The 26010-nt window shown below is 62.2% G+C and carries 24 protein-coding genes and 2 tRNA genes; 7 read left to right on the top strand and 19 right to left on the bottom strand.

The window, feature by feature from the left end; genetic code table 11:
- Positions 1–443 precede the first annotated feature (443 nt).
- The 6 genes from ACESMT_RS01140 to ACESMT_RS01115 all read right to left on the bottom strand — a co-directional run bounded on the left by ACESMT_RS01140 (position 444) and on the right by ACESMT_RS01115 (position 5217).
- Positions 444–519: transfer RNA gene (locus tag ACESMT_RS01140), tRNA-His, on the bottom strand.
- Positions 520–573: 54 nt separating this feature from the next.
- On the bottom strand, positions 574–2484 hold the full coding sequence (locus ACESMT_RS01135) for a SurA N-terminal domain-containing protein (protein WP_372824409.1): 1911 nt from the start codon (positions 2482–2484) through the stop codon (positions 574–576).
- A gap of 103 nt (positions 2485–2587) precedes the next feature.
- Positions 2588–2663: transfer RNA gene (locus tag ACESMT_RS01130), tRNA-Val, on the bottom strand.
- A 25-nt stretch (positions 2664–2688) separates the two neighbouring features.
- Positions 2689–2961: an HU family DNA-binding protein gene (locus ACESMT_RS01125; protein ID WP_372824407.1), complete on the bottom strand. Its 273-nt coding sequence runs from the start codon at positions 2959–2961 to the stop codon at positions 2689–2691.
- 262 nt (positions 2962–3223) lie between these two features.
- Positions 3224–4324, bottom strand: coding sequence for a tartrate dehydrogenase (locus ACESMT_RS01120; RefSeq protein WP_372824405.1), 1101 nt, complete (start codon positions 4322–4324; stop codon positions 3224–3226).
- 14 nt (positions 4325–4338) lie between these two features.
- Positions 4339–5217, bottom strand: a complete 879-nt coding sequence (locus tag ACESMT_RS01115; RefSeq protein ID WP_372824403.1) for an alpha/beta fold hydrolase — start codon at positions 5215–5217, stop codon at positions 4339–4341.
- Positions 5218–5336: 119 nt separating this feature from the next.
- Between ACESMT_RS01115 and ACESMT_RS01110 the strand changes: the two genes are divergently transcribed.
- Positions 5337–6311: a LysR family transcriptional regulator gene (locus tag ACESMT_RS01110; RefSeq protein WP_372824401.1), complete on the top strand. Its 975-nt coding sequence runs from the start codon at positions 5337–5339 to the stop codon at positions 6309–6311.
- Here ACESMT_RS01110 and ACESMT_RS01105 read toward each other — a convergent pair.
- The 3 genes from ACESMT_RS01105 to uvrC all read right to left on the bottom strand — a co-directional run bounded on the left by ACESMT_RS01105 (position 6259) and on the right by uvrC (position 9772).
- Positions 6259–7167, bottom strand: coding sequence for a DMT family transporter (locus tag ACESMT_RS01105; protein ID WP_372824399.1), 909 nt, complete (start codon positions 7165–7167; stop codon positions 6259–6261). The genes ACESMT_RS01110 and ACESMT_RS01105 overlap by 53 nt on opposite strands.
- A complete protein-coding gene (gene pgsA / locus ACESMT_RS01100; protein ID WP_372824397.1) occupies positions 7164–7730 on the bottom strand; it encodes a CDP-diacylglycerol--glycerol-3-phosphate 3-phosphatidyltransferase in 567 nt (188 codons plus the stop codon). The genes ACESMT_RS01105 and pgsA overlap by 4 nt, the downstream gene beginning before the upstream one ends.
- A gap of 128 nt (positions 7731–7858) precedes the next feature.
- On the bottom strand, positions 7859–9772 hold the full coding sequence (gene uvrC / locus ACESMT_RS01095; RefSeq protein WP_372824395.1) for an excinuclease ABC subunit UvrC: 1914 nt from the start codon (positions 9770–9772) through the stop codon (positions 7859–7861).
- A 38-nt stretch (positions 9773–9810) separates the two neighbouring features.
- Between uvrC and earP the strand changes: the two genes are divergently transcribed.
- The 3 genes from earP to ACESMT_RS01080 all read left to right on the top strand — a co-directional run bounded on the left by earP (position 9811) and on the right by ACESMT_RS01080 (position 12561).
- Positions 9811–10923: an elongation factor P maturation arginine rhamnosyltransferase EarP gene (gene earP, locus ACESMT_RS01090; RefSeq protein ID WP_372824393.1), complete on the top strand. Its 1113-nt coding sequence runs from the start codon at positions 9811–9813 to the stop codon at positions 10921–10923.
- Between the two features lie 105 nt (positions 10924–11028).
- Positions 11029–11583, top strand: coding sequence for an elongation factor P (gene efp / locus ACESMT_RS01085; protein ID WP_372824391.1), 555 nt, complete (start codon positions 11029–11031; stop codon positions 11581–11583).
- A 114-nt stretch (positions 11584–11697) separates the two neighbouring features.
- Positions 11698–12561: a TIGR00730 family Rossman fold protein gene (locus ACESMT_RS01080; RefSeq protein ID WP_372824389.1), complete on the top strand. Its 864-nt coding sequence runs from the start codon at positions 11698–11700 to the stop codon at positions 12559–12561.
- A 32-nt stretch (positions 12562–12593) separates the two neighbouring features.
- Here the strand turns inward: ACESMT_RS01080 and ACESMT_RS01075 are convergent, their stop codons facing one another.
- The 9 genes from ACESMT_RS01075 to ACESMT_RS01035 all read right to left on the bottom strand — a co-directional run bounded on the left by ACESMT_RS01075 (position 12594) and on the right by ACESMT_RS01035 (position 21785).
- Positions 12594–13763 carry an MFS transporter gene (locus ACESMT_RS01075; RefSeq protein WP_372824387.1) on the bottom strand — a complete coding sequence of 390 codons (1170 nt, stop codon included), beginning with the start codon at positions 13761–13763 and terminating at the stop codon, positions 12594–12596.
- Positions 13764–13844: 81 nt separating this feature from the next.
- Positions 13845–15200, bottom strand: coding sequence for a DNA recombination protein RmuC (locus tag ACESMT_RS01070; RefSeq protein ID WP_372824385.1), 1356 nt, complete (start codon positions 15198–15200; stop codon positions 13845–13847).
- 9 nt (positions 15201–15209) lie between these two features.
- Positions 15210–16196 (bottom strand): 2-hydroxyacid dehydrogenase, encoded by a 987-nt coding sequence (locus ACESMT_RS01065; protein WP_372824384.1) that lies wholly within the window; start codon positions 16194–16196, stop codon positions 15210–15212.
- A gap of 37 nt (positions 16197–16233) precedes the next feature.
- On the bottom strand, positions 16234–17643 hold the full coding sequence (locus tag ACESMT_RS01060) for a sodium:proton antiporter (RefSeq protein ID WP_372824383.1): 1410 nt from the start codon (positions 17641–17643) through the stop codon (positions 16234–16236).
- 49 nt (positions 17644–17692) lie between these two features.
- Entirely contained in the window at positions 17693–18889 is a 1197-nt protein-coding gene (gene pncB, locus ACESMT_RS01055) for a nicotinate phosphoribosyltransferase (protein ID WP_372824382.1), read from the bottom strand.
- Positions 18890–19060: 171 nt separating this feature from the next.
- A complete protein-coding gene (locus ACESMT_RS01050; RefSeq protein ID WP_372824380.1) occupies positions 19061–19411 on the bottom strand; it encodes an FKBP-type peptidyl-prolyl cis-trans isomerase in 351 nt (116 codons plus the stop codon).
- Between the two features lie 153 nt (positions 19412–19564).
- Entirely contained in the window at positions 19565–20221 is a 657-nt protein-coding gene (locus tag ACESMT_RS01045; RefSeq protein WP_372824413.1) for a nitroreductase, read from the bottom strand.
- Between the two features lie 41 nt (positions 20222–20262).
- Complete coding sequence (locus ACESMT_RS01040; protein ID WP_372824378.1) at positions 20263–20718, bottom strand: acyl-CoA thioesterase; 456 nt, start codon at positions 20716–20718, stop codon at positions 20263–20265.
- Positions 20719–20825: 107 nt separating this feature from the next.
- Complete coding sequence (locus ACESMT_RS01035; RefSeq protein ID WP_372824376.1) at positions 20826–21785, bottom strand: histone deacetylase; 960 nt, start codon at positions 21783–21785, stop codon at positions 20826–20828.
- A 298-nt stretch (positions 21786–22083) separates the two neighbouring features.
- Here ACESMT_RS01035 and ACESMT_RS01030 point away from each other — a divergent pair, with 298 nt between their 5' ends.
- Positions 22084–22626, top strand: coding sequence for a phasin family protein (locus tag ACESMT_RS01030; protein WP_372824375.1), 543 nt, complete (start codon positions 22084–22086; stop codon positions 22624–22626).
- Between the two features lie 230 nt (positions 22627–22856).
- On the opposite strand, the gene ACESMT_RS01025 is transcribed toward ACESMT_RS01030, so the two are convergent.
- The gene (locus ACESMT_RS01025) at positions 22857–23660 is read right to left on the bottom strand and encodes a patatin-like phospholipase family protein (protein ID WP_372824411.1); all 804 of its coding nucleotides are present in this window, start codon (positions 23658–23660) and stop codon (positions 22857–22859) included.
- A gap of 241 nt (positions 23661–23901) precedes the next feature.
- Here ACESMT_RS01025 and ACESMT_RS01020 point away from each other — a divergent pair, with 241 nt between their 5' ends.
- Positions 23902–24960 carry an extracellular solute-binding protein gene (locus ACESMT_RS01020; RefSeq protein ID WP_372824373.1) on the top strand — a complete coding sequence of 353 codons (1059 nt, stop codon included), beginning with the start codon at positions 23902–23904 and terminating at the stop codon, positions 24958–24960.
- 223 nt (positions 24961–25183) lie between these two features.
- The gene (locus ACESMT_RS01015; RefSeq protein WP_372824371.1) at positions 25184–25942 is read left to right on the top strand and encodes a 3-hydroxyacyl-CoA dehydrogenase; all 759 of its coding nucleotides are present in this window, start codon (positions 25184–25186) and stop codon (positions 25940–25942) included.
- Positions 25943–26010 lie beyond the last annotated feature (68 nt).

The raw sequence follows: 26010 nt of genomic DNA, 5'->3' as shown, positions 1-26010 counted from the left end.
TGTCCAAAACAGACCTTATGCAAAGTGGCCTTCGCTGGAGACGGTCACACAGCCGTCGGCGCTCCCCGGTCGCGGGTACACGCCCTACGCGCCGCCGTCTGCGCGCCCTTGTGGTGTGCCTGCACCGTGGCATCAGTCCGGCGCTGCGCGCAGTGTGCTTAGTCAGTGGCCTGCGGCCAGTCATGTTGTGTCTGCCCCCGCCAGCCCGTTGGCCTCGCCGCTGCGCGGCTTTGGCCCCGGCGCTGAACTGCCCGTCCGCCCCCGAGGGGGCTCCCTCAGTCAGCGCAAAACCGGGGGCAGCGGCGCTGACGCGCCGCCTTGATGCCAAACCAACGCGACCCAACGGCACGAAATACCGTAAATCGTCTTACATCTACCCTTACATCGCTCAAAAAGCAAAAGACCCTGCTACTTATTCAATAGCAAGGTCTTCAATATCTATATGGGGTGGCTGATGGGGCTCGAACCCACGACAACAGGAATCACAATCCTGGACTCTACCAACTGAGCTACAGCCACCGGAGCCTCTGATTATAACGGGAACTGCCCGCCCCATGCGGGTGGCGCGCGGCTTTATGCGCCAGTTTTCTGCTCGGCGGGACGGCTCACCTTGATGTCGACCTTGAAGCGCTCTTTGAGGATGTTGTAGTAGGCCAGGCTTTCCGCCGATGTCCACCACTGGGCGTACTGCGCCTGCTCCTGCTGGGCCAGCGCCGCTGCCGGGGCTTCACGCGGCAACACCTTGAGCACCTTGACCACCGCATAACCCTGGGTGCCGAGGTCCACGCCGAGCAGCGCTGGCAAGGCAGTGGTCTCGGCGCTGAGCGCAGCCTTGAGCGCCGCCGCAGGCAACTGCTGCGCCTGCTCCCGCGAGACAACCACTGCTGGCGGCATGCTGGCAGCGGCGGGGTTGGCTTTCCAGGCGGCAAGTTTTTCGGCACCTTCCTTGCGCGCCGCCTCGGCGCCGCGCTGCTGCTGTAGCCGCTCACGCACGCGATCCTTGACTTCAGCCAAGGGCAAAGGCCGCGCCGGTGTGTGCTGCGTGACGCGCCCTGAAACGAGCTGACTGCCGCCCAGGTCTATTGCCTCGGTGTTGCGTTTTTGCCCCACCGCGTCTGTCGAGAAGAGGGCTTCGAGAAACTTGGGGTTGACCAGTGGGCCGGTGCCGCCAAGGGCCGGCGTGCGGTTCAAGTTGCTGGCAGTTTTGACTTCCAGTTTCAGGCGCTCGGCAATCGGACGCAAACTGTCCGACTGCTCGTAAACCGCATTGCTGAAGGTCTCGGCCGTTTCTGCGAATTTTTTCTGGGACTGCTGCTGACGCAGTTCAGCCTCAAGTGCGGGCCGCATCTCCTCAAAGGTTTTCTGCGTGGATGTCTTGATATCCGTCAGCTTGATGATGTGGTAGCCGAATTCGGTCTCCACAAGCTCGCTGATATCGCCTTTTTTCATGGAAAAAGCGGCGTCAGCAAAGGGTTTGACCATGGCCTTGCGGGCAAAGAAATCCAGGTCTCCGCCGTTGGCAGCGGAACCGGTGTCGCTGGAGTTTTTCCGAGCCAGGTCGGCAAACGAATCCGGCGCTTTTTTCACAGCCGCCAACAGCTGGTCGGCTTTTTCTTTGGCTTTTTGGCGGTCTGCAGCCGGTGCTGAGGCCGGCGCTTCGATCAGGATGTGGCTGGCGCGACGCTCTTCATTGCCTGCGAGCTGCGCAGCATTTTGCTCGTAATAGGTTTTCAGATCCTGCTCATTGAGCGTGATGCCTTTGGTCACGGCGTCCATGTTGAGGACCACGTACTCAATCGCCACCTGCTCGGGCGCCTGGAACAAAGCCTGGTTGTCCTTGTAAAACTGCTCCAGCTCGGCGTCGCTGGGGGTCACGCGGGCTGCGTAGTCCGCAGTGTTGAAACGTGCGACCTGGACCTCGCGTTTCTCGAAAAAGGCATTGAGCGACACATCGGCGGCCGCCTTGGCCGCGAAGCCGCTGCTGGCAACGCCCAGCATCACCTGACGCGTGGCAAGGTCTGCGCGCAGGCTGGCCTCATATGCTTCCGGCGTCATCTGGGTCTGGGCCATGAAGCCTGCGCGGTCGAATTTGCCGTCGGGCAAACGGAAGCTGGCGAGCGCCTTGTCTTCGGCGTACAGGCGCTGCAGTTTCTGGTCGGGAACGACCAGGCCGCTCTGGATGACCGCTGCGGCAAACACGCGGTCACGCACCATGCGCTCCAGCGAGCCGTACTTCGCCTCGGGCGAGTCAAGCAATTTCGCGTCGAGGGTGGGCATGGACGCGCGCAGACGATTGACCTCGTTCTGGTGTGCAAAATCCCATTCGGACTGCGTGATGTCCTGGCCATCCACCCTTGCGACCACAGCGGTGTCCCGGCCAGAGCGGTTGTAGCCGTCCAGGCCGAACAACACAAACGACGGAACAATGAGCAGGAACAGCAAGCCCATGGTGACCTTGGTGTGCTTGCGAATGAATTCAAACATCTCGAACTTCCTGTGCGGCTGTCAATCGGCCATTGAGAACAAATTTTTACTTTATAGCCATCAATGAAAAAGGCGAACCCTTCGTTCGCCTTTGTCCAGTTTATGGTGGGTGCTGACGGGCTCGAACCGCCGACCTACGCCGTGTAAGGGCGCTGCTCTACCAACTGAGCTAAGCACCCCACCTCAACTTTTACTTCATCTGCATCAGTTCAGGGCTTCCTTGAGTGCTTTGCCTGGACGGAACTTGGGCACCTTGGCTGCCTTGATTTTAATCGCATCGCCGGTACGCGGGTTGCGGCCGGTGCGGGCGGCACGTTTGCCCACTGCAAAAGTGCCAAAACCCACCAGAGACACAGAGCCTCCTTTTTTCAGGGTTGATTTGACAGCGCCTATGGTCGACTCCAATGCGCGCGTCGCGGCAGCTTTGGAAATGTCAGCATGTTTGGCAATGTGCTCGATCAGTTCAGTCTTGTTCACAAGGAGCCCCTCGTTGGTGAAGTTAATCTGGTTGTCTCTTGAAATATCTCCCCTGGACAGCTGTGAAAAGATGGCAGCGGGAGGCAGCAGGTGCAGATCGTCTGCTGATACCAATTAGAGCCATGGACTCCAACCGTGTCAATACAACATTAGATTTTTACAACGTGCGGTGGCGGATTCTAGTCTTTTTTTTCACGCTTTCGCCGCATATTGATCTGCACACCCGCCCATCGGGAAACACTGGAGACAGACCCGATTCACTTCACGCCAGGGCAGCGGCAATGGCCTTGCCCACATCCGTGCCTGTGGCCGTACCGCCCAGATCCGGCGTCCTGGGTGCACCGCTTTGGGGGCTGAGCACTTTTTCAATCGCGGCAAGCACCGCGTCGTGCGCATTCTTGTGGCCCAGAAACTCCAGCATCATCGCGCCGCACCAGATCTGCCCGATAGGGTTGGCGATGTTGCGTCCTGCGATGTCCGGGGCCGAGCCATGCACCGGTTCAAACAGTGACGGGAATTTGCGCTCGGGGTTCAGGTTGGCGCTGGGCGCAATGCCGATGGTGCCAGTGCAAGCCGGGCCGAGGTCGCTGAGGATGTCGCCAAACAGGTTGCTGGCCACCACCACATCAAAAAAATCCGGGCGCTGGACAAAATGCGCGGTCAGGATATCGATGTGGAACTTGTCGAGCTGAAGGTCCGGGTAGCCCTTGGCCATCTCCACTACACGTTCATCCCAATAAGGCATGGTGATTGCAATGCCGTTGGATTTGGTCGCACTTGTCAGGTGTTTTTTCGGACGTGACTGCGCGAGCTCGAAGGCGAACTTCAGCACGCGATCAACGCCGATGCGTGAAAACACACTTTCCTGCATCACGATCTCGCGCTCGGTGCCGGCGTACATGCGACCGCCGATGCTGGAGTATTCGCCCTCGGTGTTTTCGCGCACGATGTACATGTCAATCTCGCCCGGCTGCCGCGCACTGCCGTCGCGCCGCACCACCGGCGCGATGATGCCAGGCATCAGGCGCGCAGGCCGCAGGTTGATGTACTGGTCGAACTCGCGCCGGAACAACAGCAGCGAGCCCCAGAGCGACACATGGTCGGCAATTTTCTCGGGCCAGCCCACGGCGCCAAAATAAATCGCGTCGTGTCCGCCAATCTGGTCCTTCCAGTTGTCCGGCATCATCTTGCCGTGTTGCTCGAAGTAGTCCCAGCTGGAAAAGTCGAAATGATCGAACTGCAGGTCGATGCCAAATTTTGAAGCCGCAGCCTCCATCACGCGGATGCCCTCGGGCATGGTTTCCTTGCCGATGCCATCGCCGGCGATGACCGCGATTCTTTTTTTGCCAGTGTTCTTGCTCATGATGATCCTTGGGTTCAAGTGGTGAAAAAATTCAGGGCTTCGTCCAGCAACAGGGCTGGCGCCTCCTCTGCAATGTAGTGACCGCAGGGCAGGCTGCGGCCCGACACGTCGTCCGCACGTTCACGCCACAGCGCCAGCACATCAAAACACTGGCCCACGGCGCCGTGTTCACCCCACAGGACACGCAGCGGCTGGTCCAGCTTCAGGCTGGCGGCCACATCGGCGCGGTCGTGGTCCAGATCGATGGTGGCGGAGGCGCGGTAGTCTTCGCAGATGCTTTTGGCGGTCCCCGGTATCTGCGCACAACGCTCGTACTCGGCCAATGCCGCCGGCGCAAAAGCCGCGAGGCCGGCATGGCGCTTGCCCATCACGCTGTGCAGATAACGCACTGGGTCCGCGTCGAGGAGGGCCTCGGGTAACGGCGGTGGCTGGATCAGGAAGAACCAGTGCCAGTAGGCGCGGGCAAACGCTTCCGAGGTACGGCTGTACATGGCCAGCGTGGGGGCAATGTCCAGCAGCAGCATGCGCCGAACGGCCGCTGGATGGTCCGCTGCAAGGCGATGCGCCACACGTGCGCCGCGGTCATGCGCCAGCACCTGGAAGCGCTCAAAGCCGTGATGTCGCATGACGGCGATCGCATCCAGCGCCATGGCGCGTTTTGAATAGGGGCTGTGCGCCAGGTCGCTGGCTGGCCTGGCCGAGTCGCCATAACCGCGTAAATCCATCATCACGACGGTGAACTGCCGGGCGAGATCGTTGGCGACACAGTGCCACATCACATGCGTTTGCGGATGGCCGTGCAGCAGCAGTAACGGCGCGCCCTGTCCGCCGCGCAGCGTGTGCACAACACCAGCGGGACCCGGGACATCGCAAGCAACAAAGCCTTCAAACATCAGACCGTCCGCACGTTGTCCATGGTTTTCTCTGGTGGTTCACAGGTACTGATTCTGCAGAAGTGCGAGCCCCGATTCAAGCAATAATGAGGCAATTGATTATTGCTTTAAAGGAATCAATGGAACGCAGCGACCTGGAACTTGTTGTCGCCGTGCAAGAGCATGGAAGCCTGAGCGCGGCCGCCCTCAGCCTGGATGTGGCGCCGCCCGTCGTCAGCAAACGCCTGGCCGCGCTGGAGGCCCGGCTGGGCCAGTCGCTGTTTCAGCGCACGACGCGACGCGTCAGCCCGACGGCCGAAGGCGAGACAGTGTGCGAACGCGCCCGCGTGTTGCTGCGCGGCTTCAACGAACTGGAGGCCGAGCTGCAGGAGCGCAAGGCCGAGCCCACAGGCCTGATCCGGCTCGCAGCGACCTTCGGCTTCGGCAGGCTCTGGCTGGGGCCGGCGCTGGCTGCATTTCAAGAGCGCTATCCACGCATTGACATCCAGCTGCAACTCACCGAGCAGTTGCCCGACCTGGCCGCCGACGGCTTTGACGGCGCCATCTGGCTGTGGCAGGTGGAAAGCCGGCGTGCGGCGCAATGGGTGTCGCGGCGGCTGGCGCGCAACCAGCGCGTCATGGTGGCTTCGCCCCGCTACATCCGCCAGCACGGCGCACCGTCCGGCCTGGACGACCTGCAGAACCATGCCTGCCTGATCGTGCGGGAAAACGGCAGCGGCACAGCACAGCGCTTTGATGTCTGGCCCCTGCACAGGGAGCGCGACAAGGTGCCGGCGCGGGTACGGGTCCATGGGCCGCTGTCGAGCAACTCCGGTGAACTGGTGCGCGACTGGTGCGTCGCCGGGCGCGGCATCATGCTGCGCAGCCTCTGGGACATCGCGCCGCAGCTGGCCAGCGGTGAGCTGGTCCGTGTCCTGCCGGGCTACGCCATGCCGGACGCCGACATCCACTGGCTGGCACCCTACCGTGCGGACTCACCACGGCGCATCCGCCTGCTGATTGATTTTTTACTCACGCAGTTCCAGGGCGCGCCCTGGAAAACTACGCCGCCGTCTTCACGGGCCGCACCACGAGGCTCACGCCCAGCGCAGTGAGCGCCGTGCCCAACACCGTGACAACGGTGATGGATTCGCCGAACAGCAGCCAGGCCATCAGCGCGGTGGTCGGGGGAACCAGATACAGCAGGCTGGTCACGGCCGTGGTCGCACCGCGCTGGATCAGCATGTACAGCAGCGAGCTGCCGCCCAGTGTCAGGCCCAGCACCGACCAGGCCAGCGCACCCATGAAGCCGCCGGTCCACTGCACCGGTTCGGTCTCCAGCCAGGCGAAAGGCAGGGTCACCAGCAGCGCGGCGCCCAGCTGGATCGCATTGGCGCTGCGCACATCGGCGGACCGCACAAAACGTTTCTGGTACAGGGTGCCGGCGGTGATGCTGAACAAGGCAAAGACGGCGAAACCCAGGGTGTACAGCGTGGCTTCATTGCCCGCACCGAATTTGCGCGAGACTACCAGCAGCAGGCCGGCCAGGCCCAACACCAGGCCCAGCCACTGCCTGACGCTGACACGGCTGGTTCCCTGGCTGGATTCGCCCATTTGTGATACCCACACCGCCGTCAATACCGGCTGCAGGCCGACCATCAGCGCAGTCAGGCCCGACCCCATGCCGCCCTTGATGGCGGTCCAGACCCCGCTCAGGTAACCCGCGTGGATCAGGATGCCGGTAACGCCCAGGTGCAGCCACTGCGCGCGGCTGGCGGGCCAGGCCACGCGTGCCACGGCAATCCACACCACAAAACACAGCAGCGACAAGGCGTAGCGAATCGAAAGAAAGCTCAACGGCGGTGCGTAAGGCAAGCCGTATTTGGCAACGATGAAGCCCGTGCTCCAGATCAGCACAAACACAGCGGGCATCGCCTTGATCAAGGCGCCGTTTTGCGCGGGCGTGCTCATTTGGCGCGGGCGCGGATTTCGGGGATGGCTTTTTTCAGGTAATAAATCATGGACCAGACGGTCAGGATGGCGGACAGCCAGATCAGCCAGGTGCCCCAGAGATTGGTGTCGATCAAGCCAAAAAGATGGCCGTCGTAGAGCAGGAAGGGAATGGCCACCATCTGCACCGTGGTCTTGACCTTGCCCAGCATGTGCACCGCGACGCTTTTGGTCGCGCCGATCAGCGCCATCCATTCGCGCAGGGCGGAAATCGCAATCTCGCGGCCAATGATGATGAGCGCCACAAACACATCAATGCGGTCCAGGTGCACCAGCACCAGCAGCGAGGCGCACACCAGGAACTTGTCGGCCACCGGATCGAGAAAGGCACCAAAGGACGAGGTCTGGTTCAGCTTGCGGGCCAGGTAGCCGTCGAGCCAGTCGGTGGCGGCAAACACCACGAACATCACCGTGGCAATCAGGTTGGCCCGTTCCGGCGCGATCTTGATGTAGAAAATCCCCACAATCAGCGGAATCGCAAAGATGCGGGTCCAGGTCATCAACGTGGGTATGGTCAGAAACATCGCCCGATTTTGGCATGAGCCAGCGAGCAGAGGCTGCCCGGGACCTCATCGCCCCTGAAATGCCGCGCATTTCGCCCCGCGCCATTGTTCAAAAGGCCTCCGGCCCAAAGGCCCACTTCATCACACCGTCAATGCAGGGCGCGGTAAATTTCATCCGCCAGCTCGCGCGAAATCCCCTCGACAGTCGCAATGTCTTCGGCACTGGCCGAACTCACCCCGCGGATGCCGCCAAAACGCTGCAACAGGCTGGCGCGCCGCTTCGGGCCGATGCCGGCAATGTCTTCGAGCCGGCTGGCACCGACCCGCACCTTGGCGCGTTTGGCGCGCATACCGGTGATCGCGAAGCGGTGCGCCTCGTCGCGAATCTGGGCAATCAACATCAGCGCGGCCGAATCGCGGCCCAAGTAGACCTTTTCGCGGCCGTCGGCAAACACCAGCTCTTCCAGCCCGACCTTGCGGCCCTCGCCTTTCTCGACCCCGGCAATCAGGCCGAGGTCCAGACCCAGCTCCCCGAACACCTCGCGCGCCATGGACACCTGGCCTTTGCCACCGTCGATCAGCACCAGGTCCGGCAATCGGGCGGTGTTGTTGCGCGCCGCTTCCGCCAGCTTGCTGTAGCGGCGCATCAGCACCTGGCGCATCGCCGCGTAGTCGTCGCCGGGCGTGATGCCATCGATGTTGTAACGCCGGTATTCGGCGCTTTGCATCTTGTGCCCGTGAAACACCACACACGAGGCCTGGGTCGATTCACCCGCCGTGTGCGAGATGTCAAAACATTCGATACGCAGCGCATCGAGATTGTCCAGCGAAAGCTCCAGCGCCTCGGCCAGCGCCCGCGTTCGGGCCTGCTGCGAGCCCTGTTCGGCCAGCAGGCGGGCAAGCTGGATGCCGGCATTTTTCTGCGCCATCTCCAGCCAGATGCGGCGCTGCTCGCGCGGCTGGTGGATCGCTGTGACCTTGTTGCCGGTCTGCATGATCAGCGCGGCGATCAGCGCCTTGTCAACCGGCTCGCTGCACACCAGCACCGGGGGCACCGGCACATCGACGTAGTGCTGGGCGATGAACGCTTCAAGCACCAGCGCTTCCAGGCTTTTGATTTTGGCGCCGGGAACCGGGTCCCCGCCCTCCACGCTGTCTTCGTCCAGCCCCGCCAGGTCGGCCGCGTGCTCGACATGCGTCGGAAAATACGGCCGGTCACCCAGATGCCGGCCGCCGCGCACCATCGCCAGGTTCACGCAGGCCTTGCCGCCAGTCACCTTGACGGCCAGGATGTCCACATCCTTGTCACCACCGGTTTCCATGGACTGCTGGTGCAGCACCTTGGACAGCGCGGCTATCTGGTTGCGCAGTTCGGCAGCCTGCTCAAACTCCAGTTTTTCGGCATGTCCGCGCATCTGTCTTTCGAGCTCGGTGACTATCTCGTCGGCCTGCCCCTGCAGAAAGCGCTCGGCATTGGCCACATCCTGCGCGTACTGCTCTGGGGTCACATGGCCAACGCAAGGCGCCGAGCAGCGCTTGATCTGGTAGAGCAGGCAGGGGCGGGTGCGGTTGTTGAACACCGTGTCTTCGCAGGTGCGCAGCTTGAACACCTTTTGCAGCAGCAAGATGGTTTCCTTGACCGCCCAGGCGCTGGGGTAAGGACCGAAGTAGCGGTGTTTTTTTTCCACGGCGCCGCGGTAGTAGGCCACGCGCGGAAAGCTGTGAGAGGCCAGCTTGAGGTAGGGGTAACTCTTGTCGTCACGAAACAGGATGTTGAACTTCGGGTTCAGCGTCTTGATCAGGTTGTTTTCCAGTAGCAGCGCCTCGGCCTCGGAGCGCACCACGGTGGTTTCCATCCGTGCGATTTTGGTCACCATGTAGCCGATGCGGGTGCCGCCGTGATTCTTCTGGAAGTAGGTGGAGACGCGTTTTTTCAGGTCGCGCGCCTTGCCGACGTAAAGCACCGCGCCTTCTGCATCAAAGTAGCGGTAAACGCCCGGCATCGCCGGCAGGGCCGCGACTTCGCTGAGCAGTTGGGGATCGAATTCGTGGGCGAGGGTCATGCTTGTATCCAGGTACCGGTATTGTGGACAATCCTGAAATGAATCGCAGTCTGCAGTGGGACATTTTTTGCAAGGTCATCGACAACCATGGCGACATCGGGGTCTGCTGGCGGCTCTGTGCCGACCTGGCATCGCGCGGACAACAGGTGCGACTGTGGGTCGATGATGCCTCAGCCCTCAGCTGGATGGCGCCCGCAGGCCACGACGGTGTGGCCGTGTTGCCCTGGACCGAGCCGCTCGATTTGAACCTGCTGCGGCTCGACAGCGCGCCCTGCGAGGTGCTGGTGGGGGCGTTCGGCTGCCAGGTCGCTCCTGAATTCATAGCAGCTTGCGCAGTTCAGGAAAGGGCTGACGGCTCAAAACTCGTCTGGATCAACCTCGAATACCTGTCGGCCGAGTCTTATGTGGAACGCAGCCACGCCCTGCCCTCGCCGGTGCAGCACGGCCCCGCTGCGGGCTGGACCCAATGGTTTTTTTACCCCGGCTTCACACCGGCCACAGGGGGCTTGCTGCGCGAGCCCGGGCTGCTGAAGCGGCAAGCGCTTTTTGACCGGGCAGCCTGGCTGGCGGAGCGCGGCATCCCCTGGCGCGGTGAGAAGCTGGTTGGCCTGTTCTGTTACGAGCCGCCTGCGCTTGCAACGCTGCTGGCGCGCTTTGCGCAGGAGGGCCTGGACGGCCAGCCCGTGCGGTTGCTGGTGGCCGCTGGTCGCGCCCAGGTCGCCGTCCAGGCGATTGTTGAGCATGAAAAGTGGCTGCTGCCCTTTCCGGGCGGGCGTGAGAAGCTATCGATTTCATACTTGCCCCTGCTCAGCCAAGCCGATTTTGACCACCTGCTGTGGGCCTGCGACCTGAACTTCGTGCGCGGCGAGGACTCGGTGGTGCGCGCCTTGTGGGCCGGCAAGCCCCTGGTCTGGCAGATTTACCCGCAGGACGACCAGGCGCACCGGGCCAAGCTACAGGCGTTTCTCGACATGCTGGATGCGCCGGCCTCGCTGCGCGCCTTCCATCTGGCCTGGAACGGCCCGGACCAGGACTTGCAGGGAATCGACATGGCCCCCTGGTCCGTCGCTATACACGCGGCCCGGCAGCGGCTGCTCGGTCAGCCGGACCTCGGCACCCAGCTGCTCGAATTTGTGGCAAAAAAAAGCTAAAATCGGGAGCTTTGCGGAGAGTCCCGATCGGGCCGGCCGCACAACCTGCCGCAGAACCAGCAGCCCCAACGGGCGTTTCGCGGCCCAGACTCAAGTAGAACCTTTATGAAAATCGCTCAAGAAATACGCGCTGGCAATGTCATCATGCACGGCAAGGACCCGATGGTGGTGCTCAAGACCGAATACAGCCGCGGCGGCCGCAACTCTGCCACCGTGCGCATGAAGCTCAAAAGCCTGATCGCCAACTTCAATACCGAGCAGGTGTTCCGCGCCGACGACAAGGTGGACCAGGTCATTCTCGACAAGAAAGACTGCACCTACTCCTACTTTGCCGACCCCATGTACATCTGCATGGACGCTGACTACAACCAGTACGAAGTCGAAGCCGAAAACATGGGTGATTCGCTGAACTACCTGCAGGATGGCATGGAACTTGAAGTAGTGTTTTACGACGGCAAGGCCATCTCGGTGGAAGTACCCACCAGCGTACAGCGCGAGATCACCTGGACCGAACCCGCCGTCAAGGGCGACACCTCCGGCAAGGTGCTCAAGCCCGCCAAGCTGGCCACCGGCTTTGAAGTCGGTGTGCCGATCTTTGTGGCCCAGGGCGACATCGTCGAAATCGACACTCGTACCGGCGAGTACCGCAAGCGGGTCTGAGCCGCAGCCCTCGCAAGAAGCAAGAAGGCTCCCCTGTGGAGCCTTTTTATTTGCCCCCGCTGGCGATGCGGGTCACGCCCACATCAGCCCTTGCAGTTCATACACAATGAAGCCATGCATAACACCCAAAACCTGAACGAAAACCGCCTGGCCGACGCCTGGGCTGAACTGCAGTCGCATGCCGACCAGGGTAACCCGCTACAGGCGGACGCCTATCGGCTGGCTTTTGCCGACCCGGAGTTTTTGCTGCGCCGGGAGACGCGCGGCATCCGCTTTCAGCTTGAGATGCTCAAGCCCGACATGGAGCAGCTGGCCCAGGGCATAGAAAACACCATCGTGGTGTTTGGCAGCGCACGCTTTCCGGCGCCTGAGCAGGCCGAACAGGCTTTGAAACTGGCCCGCGAAAGCGGCGACAAGCAGGCCATGTCCCTGGCAGAGCGTCATGTCCGCAATGCGCGTTATTACGAGCAGGCACGCCTTTTCGGGCGCTTGGTCGCGACCCACAGCAAACACCGTCCGCCGGCTGAGCAGTTGTTCATCTGCACGGGTGGCGGCCCCGGCATCATGGAGGCGGCCAACCGCGGCGCGCACGAGATGGGCGTGCCCACCGTGGGACTGAACATTGCGCTTCCGCATGAGCAAAGCTCCAACCCCTACGTCACGCCCTCACTGAGCTTCAAGTTTCATTACTTTGCGCTGCGCAAGATGCATTTCATGATGCGGGCCAAGGCACTGGTGGCCTTTCCGGGTGGCTTTGGCACCCTTGATGAACTGTTCGAGGTCATCACGCTGGTGCAGACCCGCAAGGCCAAACCGGTGCCGATCATTCTGTTCGGCTCAGACTACTGGAAGCGACTGCTCAACTTCGACGTGATGATCGAGGAAGGCGCGATCTCGCCCGAAGACCTGAATCTGATTGAGTATATTGATGACCCCCAGGTAGCCTGGGACGCGATCAAGACTTTCTACGAGCTCTGAACAGACCCCGACGGTTGCTCACTGCGTCTCGCTCAGTCCCGAAGCAGCCACGCGGCGCGCGCGCCAGCGCCGACCACCGCGCCGGTGGCCCAGAACACGCCGGCAATACCGATCACGGCGCCCATCGTGCCAAACAGCATGGGCATCACCACACTTGACGCGTTGATGGCCATCAGGCGCAGGCCCAGCGCCTCGCCATGACGCTCCGCAGGCGTGATCTGGTGCAGCATGCTCATGATCATCGGCTGGACCGTGCCCAGCGCGAAACCCAGCAGTACCGAACACACGCCCATGCCCAGCGCTGTGCCCATAAACGGGTAGACGCCAAACAGCACGGCCGTCATGAGCATGGCACCCACCAGCACGCGCCATTCGCGCAGGTGCGCGGCCAACAGCGGCATGACCATGCGGATGGCGGCGGCGGCCAAGGCAAAAGCCCCCAGGATGGAACCAATGACCGAGGCGCTGATGCCTTTTTCAAAACCCAACACCGGCACCACAAAGGTATGCACGTCCCAGCAGGATGACAAAAACCAGTTCACCAGCATCAGCCGGCGAAAGGTCGGCTCCCGCAGCAAGTCCCAGGCACTGGGCGGTATGCTGCCCGGCGCTGCGAGCACGGACGGCATGGGCGGCAATTCTCTGGTCGGCCGCACCAGCAGCCAGGAGGCCAGCGGCAGCACCGCCATCAGAAAAAATGCGGCCCGGTAGCCGGTCGTGCTGTTGGGCAAGGCGCCCGCATGGTCAATCAGCAGGCCCGCCGCGAACGGTCCGATGAAATTGGAGACCGCCGGCCCGATCGACAGCCAGCTGAAGACGCGCCGCAGCGCCAACGCGCCCACCGCCGCGCGCCCGACATGGCGCTGCAGCGAAATCACGGCGGCACCAGTGGCCCCGCCGGTCAGCAGCGCGGCCACGCAAAGCACCCCAAAAACCGGAAAGGCCACGGCCAGGCCCGCTCCCAGTGTGGCGGCCACCACGCTGTAACCGATAGGTCGCTTGAGGCCATGGCGGTCGGCAAAACGACCCGCTGGCAGCGCGAGGAACACCTGCGTCAGGGCAAACAGCGCCAGCAGCACGCCCACAGCCGCCGGGCTGTAACCCTCGCGCAGCGCCAGCAGCGGCGCCGCCATGCGCGTGCCCGCCATACAGGCGTGCAGGCAGACTTGGGCGAGGATCAACCGGGCCAGCTCACGCGTCATAAATAGTGATTAAATCAGGCGCCAGCCCTTATTTGGCGGGCGCAAGCAGCTATAAATAACGTAGCATATTTCGCACCGGCGTCAGTCATCCAGCGCGTCGGTGTCAACCGCCGGCGGCAGCACCACCTGGGACTCGGCGTCAGGCAAAGCCTCGACCTTGCGCAAGGCCAGTCGCATCTGCTTGGCGCGGGTATCGGCCTTGTCCAGCGTGTCCGAGGCCTTGGCCACCTGCTCCTTGATGCGGGCGACCCATTCGCCGTAACGCTCGAACTCGGTCTTGACCGCGCCCAGCACCTTCCAGACCTCGGACGCCTGCTGCTCCAGCGCCAGCGTGCGAAAACCCATGTGCAAGCTGTTGAGCATGGCCAGCAGCGTGGTCGGGCCGGCCAGCGTCACGCGGTGCTGGCGCTGGATGGCGTCCATCAGCCCGGGCCGACGCAACACTTCCGCGTAAAGACTTTCGACCGGCAGGAAAAGAATGGCGAAGTCGGTGGTGTGTGGTGCGGCCAGGTAATTCTCGGCAATCGACTTGGCCTCGCTGCGAATGCGCGCTTCCAGCGCCTTGCCGGCGAGCTCCACCGCGCCGGGATCGATGCGTTCATGCGCATCGAGCAAACGCTCATAGTCGTCGCGCGGAAATTTCGCATCTATCGGCAACCACACCGGCGCGCCGTCGTCGCCACGGCCCGGGAACCGGATCGCAAAATCCACACGCTGGCCGCTGCGCGGCTTGGTCTCCACCTGCTTGGCGTACTGGTCGGTGGTCAGTACCTGCTCCAGCAGCGCTTCGAGCTGCACCTCGCCAAACACGCCACGGGTCTTGACGTTGGTCAGCACCCTCTGCAGGTTGCCCACACCCACCGCCAGCGACTGCATTTCGCCCAGGCCCTTGTGCACCTGCTCGAGCCGGTCGGCCACCTGTTTGAAACTTTCGCCCAGGCGTGTTTCCAGCGTGGTCTGCAGCTTTTCGTCCACGGTCTTGCGCATCTCGTCGAGCTTGGCGGAGTTGGTCTGCTGCAGCTGTGCGAGCTGCTGCTCCAGCGTCTCGCGCACTTCAACCATGCGCCTGGCATTTGACTCGCTGACCGACTGCAACTGGGTGGTCAGCGTGTCAGACAGGGTTTTCTGCAGCAGGGTTAGTTGCTGGGAAAACGCATCGATCTGCGTGTTCTGCGTGCGGATGGCTTCGGCGCTTTGCTGCACCAGGGTCTGCTGAAAGGTGGCAAAGCTGGTCGCCAGCTCCTGGCGGCTGTTGCGCGCGCTGTCGCCGATCTCGCGGCGCAGCTCCCGCTCCAGCTTGTCATTGCCCGCCGCCAGCCCGGCCAGCAATTGCGCACCCTGCCCGCTGTCGGCTGGTTTTCGCAGCAGCAGCCAGAGCAGCAACAGCAGGTTGGTCAGCAACAAGGACAAGGCCAGCCAGGCCTGAAAGTCGGTCATGGCAGGGCTTTACTTCGCTGCCAGCACTGCGGGGTTGAGCGGTGTCAGCGGCTTGTTGTCCTTGAAGAAGCCGATCAGGTTGTCCACCGCCAGGTTGGCCATGGCCATGCGTGTGGGCACGGTGGCGCTGGCGATATGCGGTGTCAACACGACATTGGGCACGGTGAGCAGGTCGGGGTGGACTTGGGGTTCGCCCTCAAAAACGTCCAGGCCGGCGGCGGAAATTGTCCTGTCGCGCAAGGCTTTGGCCAGCGCCGCATCGTCCACGATGCCGCCACGCGCGATGTTCACCAGCGTGGCCGTCGGTTTCATCATCGCCAGTTCGGTCGCGCCGATAGTGTGGTGCGAGGTGGGCGAGTACGGCAGTACCAGCACCACGTGGTCGGCAGTTTTCAGGAGTTCTTCCTTGCTGACGTAGCTGGCCTTGCACTCGGCTTCCAGCGCGGCGTCCAGGCGCGAGCGGTTGTGGTAAATCACCTTCATGCCGAAGCCGTGCGCGCCGCGTTTGGCAATGCCCTGCCCAATCCGGCCCATGCCCAACACGCCGAGCGTGCTGCCGTGGATGTCCGACCCCGCGAACATGTCGTAGCTCCACTTGCTCCACTTGCCGGCGCGCAGGTAATGCTCGCTTTCGGTGATGCGGCGCGCGGTCGCCATGAGCAGCGCAAAGCCGAAGTCGGCGGTGGTCTCGGTCAACACATCCGGCGCGTTGGTCGCCAGCACACCGGCTGCGGTCATCGCGTCGAGGTCGAAGTTGTTGTAACCCACCGCCATGTTGGCGCAGATCTTGAGCTTGGGACAGGCAGCCAGCACCTCGGCATCGATGCGATCGCCGCCTGTGGTGAAAGCGCCATCCTTGTCCTTCAGCTTCTCCGCCAGCTCAGCCTTGGACCACATGGCGTCAGCCTGGTTGGCTTCAACCTCGAAGCGTTGCTCCAGGCGGGCAATGATTTCGGGAAAGATGGACCGGGCAACGAGGATTTTTGGTTTGCTCATGAATGTGTCTCGGTTATTGGAGAAAAAGAAAACTGGATTATTTGAACCAGATGAAAGTCATCAGGATAAACAGCGGGACCAACACCGCGCCCGACCAGGCCATGTAGCCGAAGAAACTGGGCATCATCACGCCACGGTCTTCGGCAATCGCCTTGACCATCAGGTTGGGCGCGTTGCCAATATACGTGTTGGCGCCCATAAAAACCGCGCCAGCCGAAATCGCCGCCAGCGTCGGCGCCAGTGTTGTCATGAGAACCTGCGGGTCCCCGCCAGCCGTATTGAAAAAGACCAGGTAGGTCGGCGCGTTGTCGAGGAAGGAGCTCAGAATGCCGGTGGCCCAGAAATACATGGCCGGATCGGGCTGGCCGTCGGGCCGGGTCACGGCCGACACCACGGCGCCGAAGGGACCACTCGTGCCCGCCTTGAGCATGGCAATCACCGGAATGATGGTCAGAAAAATCCCGGCGAACAGTTTGGCGACCTCAGCCATGGGACCCCAGGAAAACTGGTTGTCCTGGTGCACCTTGTCAGCGGTTAGCCTGAGCGAAAGCAACGCAATGCCAATCAATCCCACATCGCGCACCAAACCAGGCAGGCCGACCGGGGTGCCGTAGACATCAAACACAACCGGCGATTTCCAGAAACCGCTGAGCAGCACCAGCCCGGCGATAGCGGCCAGCAGCGCGAAGTTGAAAGCCCCGTCGAAACCCAGCCCCGGCGTGTCCGGGGTCGGGTCCACCGGCATCACACCCTCCTTGCGGTAGTACCAGGTGTCCAGCACGTAAAAAATCACCAGCAGGCTGCCGATGAGGAACAGGGCCTCGGAAAAAATGTGCTGAACCGTCCAGAAAAAATCAACGCCTTTCAAAAAACCCAGGAACAGCGGCGGGTCGCCCAATGGCGTGAGGGAACCGCCAGCATTGGAGACGATGAAGATAAAAAACACCACAATGTGGGCGCTGTGATTGCGGTTGTCGTTGGCCCGAATCAAAGGCCGGATCATCAGCATGGAGGCGCCGGTGGTGCCCATGAAGCTGGCCAACACGGCGCCTATCAGCAGCAAGCCGGTGTTGAGCCCGGGGCTGCCATGCAGGTTGCCGCGTATGAAAATGCCGCCAGCAACACTGAACAAGGCGGTCAGCAGAATGATGAAGGGGATGTACTCCGCCACCAGCGCGTGGGCCAGGCTGACGCCAGCAACAGAGGGTCCGAAAATCAGGGCGAATGGAATGAAAAAAGCCAGCGTCCAGGCTGCGGACACCTTGCCGAAATGATGGTGCCAGAACACGGGAACCAGCAAAGGCATCAACGCAACGGACAGCAGCAGCCCGGCAAACGGAATGCCCCAGATGGGGGAGAGCTGGCCGCCGTCAAAGCCCGCCGCCAGGGCCAGGCCGGGCCAGACTAAAAACAAAGCCGCGACGGCGGCCCAGCGTGATTTTTTCATGCGTATCTCCACATTTATTCTGCCGGGACGGCAGCGCCCGGGCTGATGATTATCCCGGGGATGCAATGTCAAAAACCTGACGCAGGTAGGCCAGGTATTTTTCGTCGTCGCACATGTTTTTTGACGGTGTGTCGGAAAGTTTGGCCACCGGCTGGCCATTGCAGCGCACCATCTTGATGACAATTTGCAGTGGCTCGTAACCCAGGTCGTTGGTCAGGTTGGTGCCTATGCCGAAAGCCAGTTGGCAGCGCCCCCGGAACTGCCCATACAGTTCGATGGTGCGCGGCACGGTCAGCCCATCGCTGAAGATCAGGGTTTTGGTTTTGGGATCGACCCGGTTTTTGGCATAGTGCGCCAGCATTCGCTCACCCCACTGGAAAGGGTCGCCGCTGTCATGGCGCGCACCGTCAAACAGCTTGCAGAAAAACATGTCGAAATCGCGCAGGAACGCGCTCATGCCGTACACGTCGCTCAGTGCAATGCCCAAGTCCCCGCGGTACTCCTTGGCCCAGGACTCGAAGCCAAACACCTGGCTGTCGCGCAGCCGCGGCCCCAGGGCCTGGCAGGCCTGCAAGTACTCATGCGCCATGGTGCCCAGCGGCGTCAGCCCGAGCTTCATGGCAAACAGCACGTTGCTGGTACCGGCAAACTGCCCGTTGGGGCCAGTGCCCAACCGGGCACTCAAGGTCCGCAGTACCTCTTCGTGCCAGGCCTTGCCGAAGCGGCGGCGCGTGCCGTAGTCAGCGATCTTCAGCTCGGCCAGACCGTTGGCCTGCAGTAGCCCGATCTTGGTGTCCAGGCGCTTGCGCCCTTGCGTCACGTCAGCAAGTTTTTGCGTGTTCCGGAAATAAACCTCGTTGATGATGGCCAGCACCGGAATCTCGAACAGGATGGTGTGCAGCCACGGGCCTTCGATCACCACCTCGATCTCGCCTGAGGGGAGCGCCTTCACGCTGACGTACTTTTCGTTGAGCCGGAACAGCCCCAGGAAGTCAATGAAGTCGCTTTTGATAAAGCGCATGCCGCGCAGGTAGGCGAGTTCGGCGTCCTGAAATTGCAGGCTGCACAGCAGCCGGATCTCCTCGCGGATCTCGCGCACAAACGGGGCCAGGTCGGACACACCGGCCGCGCCCGCGTTGCGGCACTTGAACCGGTACTCGACCTCCGCCCCGGGAAATTGATGCAACACGACCTGCATCATCGTGAACTTGTACAGGTCGGTGTCGAGCAGGCTGGTAATAATCATGGGCGGGCACCTCCATAAATCCATTTTTTGGGCGAATTGCTTCGTTGCTCGGTGCTCGGCATCCTCATGCACCCCAATGCATTCCGGTGTCCTGCGCGCAATGCGCCTCGCACTTCATCCCAAAAATCTGAATTTCTGGAGGTGTCCGCGCCGACCGGAACCACAGAACACTCAACCCAGAAAATCGACCTCGAACAGCAGCGTGGCATTCGGCGGAATGACGCCGCCAGCGCCACGGGCGCCGTAACCGAGCTCGGCAGGAATAACCAGCCGGCGTGTGCCGCCAACCGACATGCCCTGCACACCTTCGTCCCAGCCCTTGATGACCTGGCCCGCACCCAACGAAAACTCGAACGGATCGCCCCGATCCTTGCTCGAATCGAACTTGGCGCCCTGCACGCTGTCGTTGTAGATCCAGCCGGTGTAATGCACGCGGACATGCTGGCCCGCTTTGGCGATGGCGCCAGTGCCGAGCACGGTGTCTTCGTACTGGAGGCCGGAGGGGGTGGTGGTGAGGCTCATGACGGGTCTTTCAAAAAAAGGAGGAGCGCACTTGCGCCAACCCCTGACTTTACCCGCAAGCGGCCCCGCCGGCCCGCAGGCGCAGCGGCCCCTTGTACCGTGCGAGGGGCAGGGAGTTGCCGCAGGCTCGCAGTGAGCGACCGTGGAGGCAATTCACTCCAGCCAGGTAGTGAATTCCTGCGGGCTCACGCGCGGTGTGCGAAAGGTATTGACCAGCGCGGTATCGTCGGCGTAGCCCAGCGCCATGCCGCAAACCAGCATTTCGCCCTCTCCCGCCCCCACATGCGGCAGGATGATGTTGGCAAAACCGTTCCACGCTGCCTGCGGACAGGTGTGCAGATCATGGCCGCGCGCGGCCACCATGAGGTTTTGCAAAAACATGCCGTAGTCCACCAGGCTGCCTCGCCCCATGATGCGGTCAACCGTGAACATGAGCCCGACCGGTGCATCAAAAAAACTGAAATTGCGCTGGTGCTGGGCATGCATCTTGTCCTTGTCGCCCTTGCCGATGCCCAGCAAGCCATACAGGCCCCAGCCGTTCTCGCGGCGCCGGTCGATGTAAGGCGACACCCATTTTTCCGGGTAATACGCGTATTCCTCGGTGTACTGCGCCGCCAGGTCAGGATGGGCACGGATCGCATCGTGGGCGGCACACACCTTGCCGACCAGGCTGTCGCGGCTGGCACCCTGCAGCACATACACCTTCCACGGCTGCGTATTGGTGCCAGAGGGCGCCCGGCTGGCCATCATCAGCAGATGCTCCAGCGTCTCGCGGGGCACCGGCTTGGGCAAAAAGGCGCGTGTAGACATGCGGCTGTCGATGGCCGCGTCCACGGCGTTCAGGGCTTCGGTCACTTGAGGGTCTCCAGTACGGTCAAAAGTTCAGGGGGCAAGGCGGCTGGTCGGCGCGTCTGCCTGTCCACATAAACGTGGATAAAGTGGCCTTTGGCGGCGGTCAGTTCCTGGGCCGGGTCGCCGGGGCGGTCGGAAAAAAGCCCGACTTCGTAGCGCACGCTGGATGAGCCCACATGCGTCACGCGAATGCCAGCAATCACCGGGTCAGGAAAGGCCAGCGGCGAAAAATAGTTGCACTGCGTCTCGATGACCAGCCCGATCACCGCTCCGGCATGGATGTCAATCGCGCCGGACTCGATCAGGTAGCCGTTCACGGCGGTGTCGAACCAGCCGTAATACACGACGTTGTTGACGTGGCCATAAACATCGTTGTCCATCCAGCGCGTACCGATAGGACGAAATAGCCGGTAGGCACTGCGAGGTTCTGCCTGGGGACGAGTTGGGAATGTCATGGACGGCCATTTTGCCAGCAGGCCAGCGCCATTCTTCAGTCTAGCCGTGGCCGCCGGTCTGGCTTCGCCAGCCCGCAGGCGCAGCGGCCACTTTGGGGGCCAGGGAACTACACGCAGTGAGCGACCGTGGAGGCCATCTTCCAGCGCTGCCAATACGACAGTGCCACGCGGTAGGTGTTCATTTGCACCTGCACGGTCTCGTCGATGTTGATGCCGTAGCCGCCCGCCATCGCAAATGCCAGTGGGATGCGGCGTTGCCAGGCCCAGTCGAAGACACGCCTGTCCCGGGCTTCAAGGCCGTCGTAGCTCAGGCTGAGTCTGCCCAGGCGGTCGCCCTCAAACGGGTCCGCGCCAGCCAGGTAGATCACCAGGCCGGGGACAAAACGCCGGTCCAATTCGTCCAGCGCGTGTTCCAGCGCTTGCAGGTAAGGCGCATCGGTGCAGCCGTCGGGCAGCTCCACGTCCAGGTCACTGGCTTCCTTGTGAAATGGAAAGTTCTTCTGCCCATGCAGTGACAGCGTGAACACACTGGGGTCCTTGCTGAAAATGCTGGCCGTCCCGTTGCCCTGGTGCACATCGAGGTCGATGACTGCAACCTGCAGCGGCTTGCGCTCCCGCCTTGCCCATTCGGCCTGCATCAGGCGCGCGGCGACGGCCGCGTCGTTGAAAACGCAGAACCCGCCGCCCTTGCCGGCCATCGCGTGATGTGTGCCGCCCGCCATGTTGGCGGCCAGCCCTTCTGGCGGGCCTGCGAGCCCCAGCGCGACCCGTGCAGCGGCGACCGTCGCGCCGGTCGAGCGCCGCGAGCGCTCCACCATCTGTGGCGTCCACGGAAAGCCGATCTCCCGCATGGCCGCCTGGCCGAGGCTACCGTCGGCCACTGCCTGAATGTAGACCGGGTCATGCACCAGCGCCAGCTCGCCGTCGCTGGCGCGCGGTGCCACGCTGGTGCGCACGCACGGCAACTCATTCGCCACCCGGTCGCGCAGGCGCTGGTACTTGCTCATCGGAAACCGGTGGCCGTCCGGCAGCGGCAACACGAAGTGGTCAGCATAAAAGGCTTGCATGGCTCGGCGGTATCCGGAAAGCGCGGCGAAATGGCTGCCCTGATTGTCGCCGCACCCAACGGCCCCGCCCTGGAGAACGCCTGCTTTGGCACTGCAGCGGCGCTCTACAACGCCACGTGCTGGATAGAGCTTCGCCCCTAAATTGCTGCAGTGCAGCAAAAAGAGCTTGCAATTGACCGGGTAATCCCTATACTTCAGTTATGTTGCAGTGCAGCAACCGACAAATATGCAAACCAGCAGATTGTCCAGCAGCGCAACTAGTCGAAATCGTTAACCCACTTATATTGGAGATTTGAATATGTTGACCGCTGAACAAGTAATGGCTTCCCACAAAGCAAACGTTGAAACCCTGTTTGGTCTGACCAGCAAGGCTTTCGAAGGCGTTGAGAAACTGGTTGAACTCAATGTCCAGGCCTCCAAGGCTGCCTTGGCTGAAAGCGCCAACCACACCCAATCCCTCATGGGCGTCAAAGACGCGCAAGAGCTGCTGGCCCTGCAAGCTGGCCTGTTCCAGCCCCTGGCTGAAAGGACCGCCGCCTACAGCCGTCATCTGTACGACATCGCCACCGCCACCGGTGCTGAAGTCGGCAAATCGTTTGAAGGCCAAACTGCTGAAGCCCAAGCCAAGTTCATGGGCCTGGTAGACAGTGCCACCAAAAATGCACCGGCCGGTTCCGAAACCGCCGTTGCCGTGATGAAAAGCGCCGTGGCTGCCGCCAACAACGCTGTCGAATCCATGCAAAAAGCCGTCAAGCAAGCCACCGACATGGCCGAAGCCAACTTCACCGCTGTGACCAACACCGCTGTGAACGCTTCCAAGACCGCTTCGAAAAAGCGTTGATTGCCAGGGCTTGAATTCGCCGGAGTGAGCTCCAGTTGATTCAGGTAGGGGCCCCGCTTCAAGCAAGCCGGCCCGCACAAGTTGTCTCCTCGGGTCCTTCCAGAAATCAAGTTTCACGGACCCCTTTAAAGCCTGATTGCAAGATCAGGCTTTTTTTTGCATCAAATCTGCCGCCGGCCCTTTTTGTACGGGCACGAGCAGCTATCAAAACAGAAGCAAAATCAGAAGCGTCAACGAGCCTGCAGGGCCTCCAGCCTGGCCTTGAGCTGCGGCAGCGCCGCTTGCATGGCCGCCCGTCCCGCATCGATGGCACGCTGACGCGCTGAAAAGTCCGCACTTTTCAGGCCCGCCTGGGAGGGCTGAACCAGCACATCTGCGTCCTTGAGTTCGTACTGGTTGATGCTTTTGCCCATGATGGCAAAGGTCTGCAGCAGAATCTGCAGCGTGCCGTCGGCCGGGTTGGCCTCAGGCGGGCTGGAAATGTCTACGGCAATCACCAGGTCCGCGCCCATCTGCCGCGCAAACCGCACCGGCACCGGCGAGACCAGGCCGCCATCCACGTAGTCGCGCCCGTTGATCCTGACCGGCACAAACACCGCCGGCACCGCGCTTGACGCGCGCACCGCCGTGCCGGTGTCCCCACGCTGGAACAGCATGGCCTGCCCGCTGTTCAGGTCGGTCGCCACGATACCCAGCGGGATGACCATGTTTTCCATCTGGCGGCCTGCCACCAGGCTGTTGACATAACGGCCCAGGGCTTCCCCCCGAAACATGCCACGGCCAAAAATCGGCAGCATCCAGTCGGTGATGGCGACTTCTTCCAGGCTCAAGGCTGCCTGCTGCAGTTGCGCGCTGGTTTTGCCGCTGGCATACAGGGCGGCGACCAGGCTGCCAGCCGAGGTGCCGACCACCAGCGCCGGCCTGAAGCCCGCCTCCTCCAGCACCGCAATCACGCCGACATGGGCAAACCCACGCGCTGCACCCCCGCCCAGCGCCAGGCCAATCTTGACCGGCTTGCCGGGTGAGGCTTGCATGACAGGCGTACTGGGCGGCGAGGCCGGGCCCCGGGTGGCGCAGCCCGCCAGCAGCAGGACCACGCAGGACACCCCCGCCCGCCACCCGGCGCGCCCGGTCCAGCCGGTGCCCGCCGGTCGGGCACATGCCCCGTCAGCTGGCGCGGTTTTGCGATTGCGATTAATTCGTATTTGTATTAACATGACGCTTCAGGCACACAGACGTACCCACACTTATCCAACCACTGACCGACAAACTTACATGACTAAAACCGCATCTTCACTGGCCATGATCGCCTTGGCCGCCACCTCCCTGTTTGGCGCTGCAGGCCTGGCCAACGCCCAGGAACAAGTGGTCAACCTCTATTCTGCACGCCACTACGCGACCGATGAAGGCATGTACGAAGCCTTTACCCGTACCACGGGCATCAAGATCAACCGCGTGGACGCCGACGATGCAGGCATCGTCGCACGCCTGAAAGCCGAAGGCGCCGCCTCCCCGGCCGACGTGATCCTGCTGGTGGACGCGGCCCGCCTGGCGTCTGCGGATGCCCAGGGCCTGTTTCAGCCCTTCAAGTCCAAAGTGCTGGACGCGGCCATTCCCGCCAAGCTGCGTGCTGCCGCCACGCCCGAAGGCGTGACCTGGACCGGCTTTTCGACCCGCGCCCGCGTCATCGTGTATGACCCGGCCCGTGTCAAGGCCGCCGACGTGGACACCTATGAAAAACTGGCCGACCCCAAACTCAAGGGCCTGGTCTGCACACGCACCGGCTCGCACCCCTACAACCTGTCCCTGTTCAGCACCGTGGTCGAGCGCCTGGGCGATGCCAAAGGCGAAGAATGGCTCAAGGGCGTGGTCGCCAACATGGCACGCGCCCCCAAAGGCGGCGACACCGACCAGATCAAGGCGGTGGCTTCCGGCGAATGCGGCGTGGCGCTGACCAACAGCTACTACGTGGCGCGCCTGATCAAATCCGACAAGGTGGACGACAAAGCCGTCATGCAAAAGGTCAAGATCATGTTTCCGAACCAGGCCACCTCGGGCACCCACGTGAACATCGCCGGCGCGGCCGTCGCCAAACACGCGAAGAACCCGGCCAACGCCATCAAGTTCCTGGAGTTTCTTGCCAGCCCCTTTGCGCAGGACTACTTTGCCAATGGCAACAATGAATTCCCCGCTGCCAAAGGCGTGAGCGTCAGCAATCCGGCGATTGCCGCGATGGGCGGCGCCAACTTCAAGCAGGAAAACATCCCGCTGGGCGTGGTTGCCAAAAACCAGCTCAAGGTCCAGCAGATGCTGGACCGGGTGGGCTACAAATAAGGCGCGGAGCGAAAGGCGGGGGCCCCGCGCGGCGGGATCACCAGCGCAGCGGCTGGCGAACGAGGCGCCCTCGATGGGTGCCCCGTGAAAGCATCACTTGCAAACAGAACGACAGTCACAAAGCCCGGTCCGCCGGGCTTTTTTTATGCGTGATAATCGGCATTGACGTTGACGTTCACGTCAACCAAAGATCACCCTCCACCCCCCTTTCAAGGAATTTTCAATGGACATCGCAGGCAAAGTATTCATCGTCACCGGCGGCGCTTCGGGACTGGGCGAAGGCACGGCCCGCATGTTGGCGGCCCAGGGCGGCAAGGTCGTTATCGCCGACATGCAGGTTGAAAAAGGCGAGGCGATTGCCAAAGACATAGGCGGCGTATTCGTCAAGTGCGACGTCAGCCAGGAGGCCGACGGCCAGGCCGTGGTGGCCAAAGCCGTGTCCATGGGCAAACTCATGGGCCTGGTCAATTGCGCCGGCATTGCGCCAGCTGAAAAAACCGTCGGCAAAAACGGCGCGCACAACCTGGGCGTGTTCAGCAAGACCATCACCGTCAACCTGGTCGGCAGCTTCAACATGATCCGTCTGGCCGCCGACGCGATGTGCAAAAACGAGCCTGAAGCCACTGGCGAGCGCGGCGTGATGATCTCCACCGCGTCCGTCGCGGCCTACGACGGCCAGATCGGCCAGGCCGCCTACAGCGCCTCCAAAGGCGGCATTGTCGGCATGACGCTGCCGATCGCGCGCGACCTGGCGCGCAACGGCATCCGCAACATGACGATTGCCCCCGGCATCTTCGGCACACCCATGATGTTCGGCATGCCGCAGGAAGTACAGGACTCGCTGGCCGCCTCGGTACCCTTCCCGAGCCGCCTGGGCACGCCGCAGGATTACGCCAAACTGGCGCAGCACATCTTTGAAAACGACATGCTCAACGGCGAAGTGATCCGCCTCGACGGCGCGATCCGCCTGGCGCCGCGCTGACCCTGCAGCACTGAGAGAGTGAGAGTTTTTCTCCAATCTCATTGAACTCACCGCCGACTGGTTTGTCG

This window comes from Polaromonas sp. (genome assembly GCF_041689105.1).
GTDB lineage: Bacteria > Pseudomonadota > Gammaproteobacteria > Burkholderiales > Burkholderiaceae_C > Polaromonas.
Note: the sequence above shows the minus strand (reverse complement) of the source record. Positions and strands in the feature narration are given on the sequence as shown.

Coding starts and splice junctions, on each gene's coding strand:
- ACESMT_RS01115 (WP_372824403.1), bottom strand. CDS start 5,217: ATGTTTGAAGGCTTTGTTGCTTGCGATGTCCCGGGTCCCGCTGGTGTT.
- ACESMT_RS01020 (WP_372824373.1), top strand. CDS start 23,902: ATGACTAAAACCGCATCTTCACTGGCCATGATCGCCTTGGCCGCCACC.
- ACESMT_RS01025 (WP_372824411.1), bottom strand. CDS start 23,660: ATGCAAGCCTCACCCGGCAAGCCGGTCAAGATTGGCCTGGCGCTGGGC.
- ACESMT_RS01105 (WP_372824399.1), bottom strand. CDS start 7,167: ATGAGCACGCCCGCGCAAAACGGCGCCTTGATCAAGGCGATGCCCGCT.
- ACESMT_RS01135 (WP_372824409.1), bottom strand. CDS start 2,484: ATGTTTGAATTCATTCGCAAGCACACCAAGGTCACCATGGGCTTGCTG.
- ACESMT_RS01065 (WP_372824384.1), bottom strand. CDS start 16,196: ATGAGCAAACCAAAAATCCTCGTTGCCCGGTCCATCTTTCCCGAAATC.
- ACESMT_RS01070 (WP_372824385.1), bottom strand. CDS start 15,200: ATGACCGACTTTCAGGCCTGGCTGGCCTTGTCCTTGTTGCTGACCAAC.
- ACESMT_RS01045 (WP_372824413.1), bottom strand. CDS start 20,221: ATGTCTACACGCGCCTTTTTGCCCAAGCCGGTGCCCCGCGAGACGCTG.
- earP (WP_372824393.1), top strand. CDS start 9,811: ATGAATCGCAGTCTGCAGTGGGACATTTTTTGCAAGGTCATCGACAAC.
- ACESMT_RS01015 (WP_372824371.1), top strand. CDS start 25,184: ATGGACATCGCAGGCAAAGTATTCATCGTCACCGGCGGCGCTTCGGGA.
- pncB (WP_372824382.1), bottom strand. CDS start 18,889: ATGATTATTACCAGCCTGCTCGACACCGACCTGTACAAGTTCACGATG.
- ACESMT_RS01075 (WP_372824387.1), bottom strand. CDS start 13,763: ATGACGCGTGAGCTGGCCCGGTTGATCCTCGCCCAAGTCTGCCTGCAC.
- efp (WP_372824391.1), top strand. CDS start 11,029: ATGAAAATCGCTCAAGAAATACGCGCTGGCAATGTCATCATGCACGGC.
- ACESMT_RS01030 (WP_372824375.1), top strand. CDS start 22,084: ATGTTGACCGCTGAACAAGTAATGGCTTCCCACAAAGCAAACGTTGAA.
- pgsA (WP_372824397.1), bottom strand. CDS start 7,730: ATGTTTCTGACCATACCCACGTTGATGACCTGGACCCGCATCTTTGCG.
- uvrC (WP_372824395.1), bottom strand. CDS start 9,772: ATGACCCTCGCCCACGAATTCGATCCCCAACTGCTCAGCGAAGTCGCG.
- ACESMT_RS01110 (WP_372824401.1), top strand. CDS start 5,337: ATGGAACGCAGCGACCTGGAACTTGTTGTCGCCGTGCAAGAGCATGGA.
- ACESMT_RS01040 (WP_372824378.1), bottom strand. CDS start 20,718: ATGACATTCCCAACTCGTCCCCAGGCAGAACCTCGCAGTGCCTACCGG.
- ACESMT_RS01120 (WP_372824405.1), bottom strand. CDS start 4,324: ATGAGCAAGAACACTGGCAAAAAAAGAATCGCGGTCATCGCCGGCGAT.
- ACESMT_RS01035 (WP_372824376.1), bottom strand. CDS start 21,785: ATGCAAGCCTTTTATGCTGACCACTTCGTGTTGCCGCTGCCGGACGGC.
- ACESMT_RS01060 (WP_372824383.1), bottom strand. CDS start 17,643: ATGAAAAAATCACGCTGGGCCGCCGTCGCGGCTTTGTTTTTAGTCTGG.
- ACESMT_RS01050 (WP_372824380.1), bottom strand. CDS start 19,411: ATGAGCCTCACCACCACCCCCTCCGGCCTCCAGTACGAAGACACCGTG.
- ACESMT_RS01080 (WP_372824389.1), top strand. CDS start 11,698: ATGCATAACACCCAAAACCTGAACGAAAACCGCCTGGCCGACGCCTGG.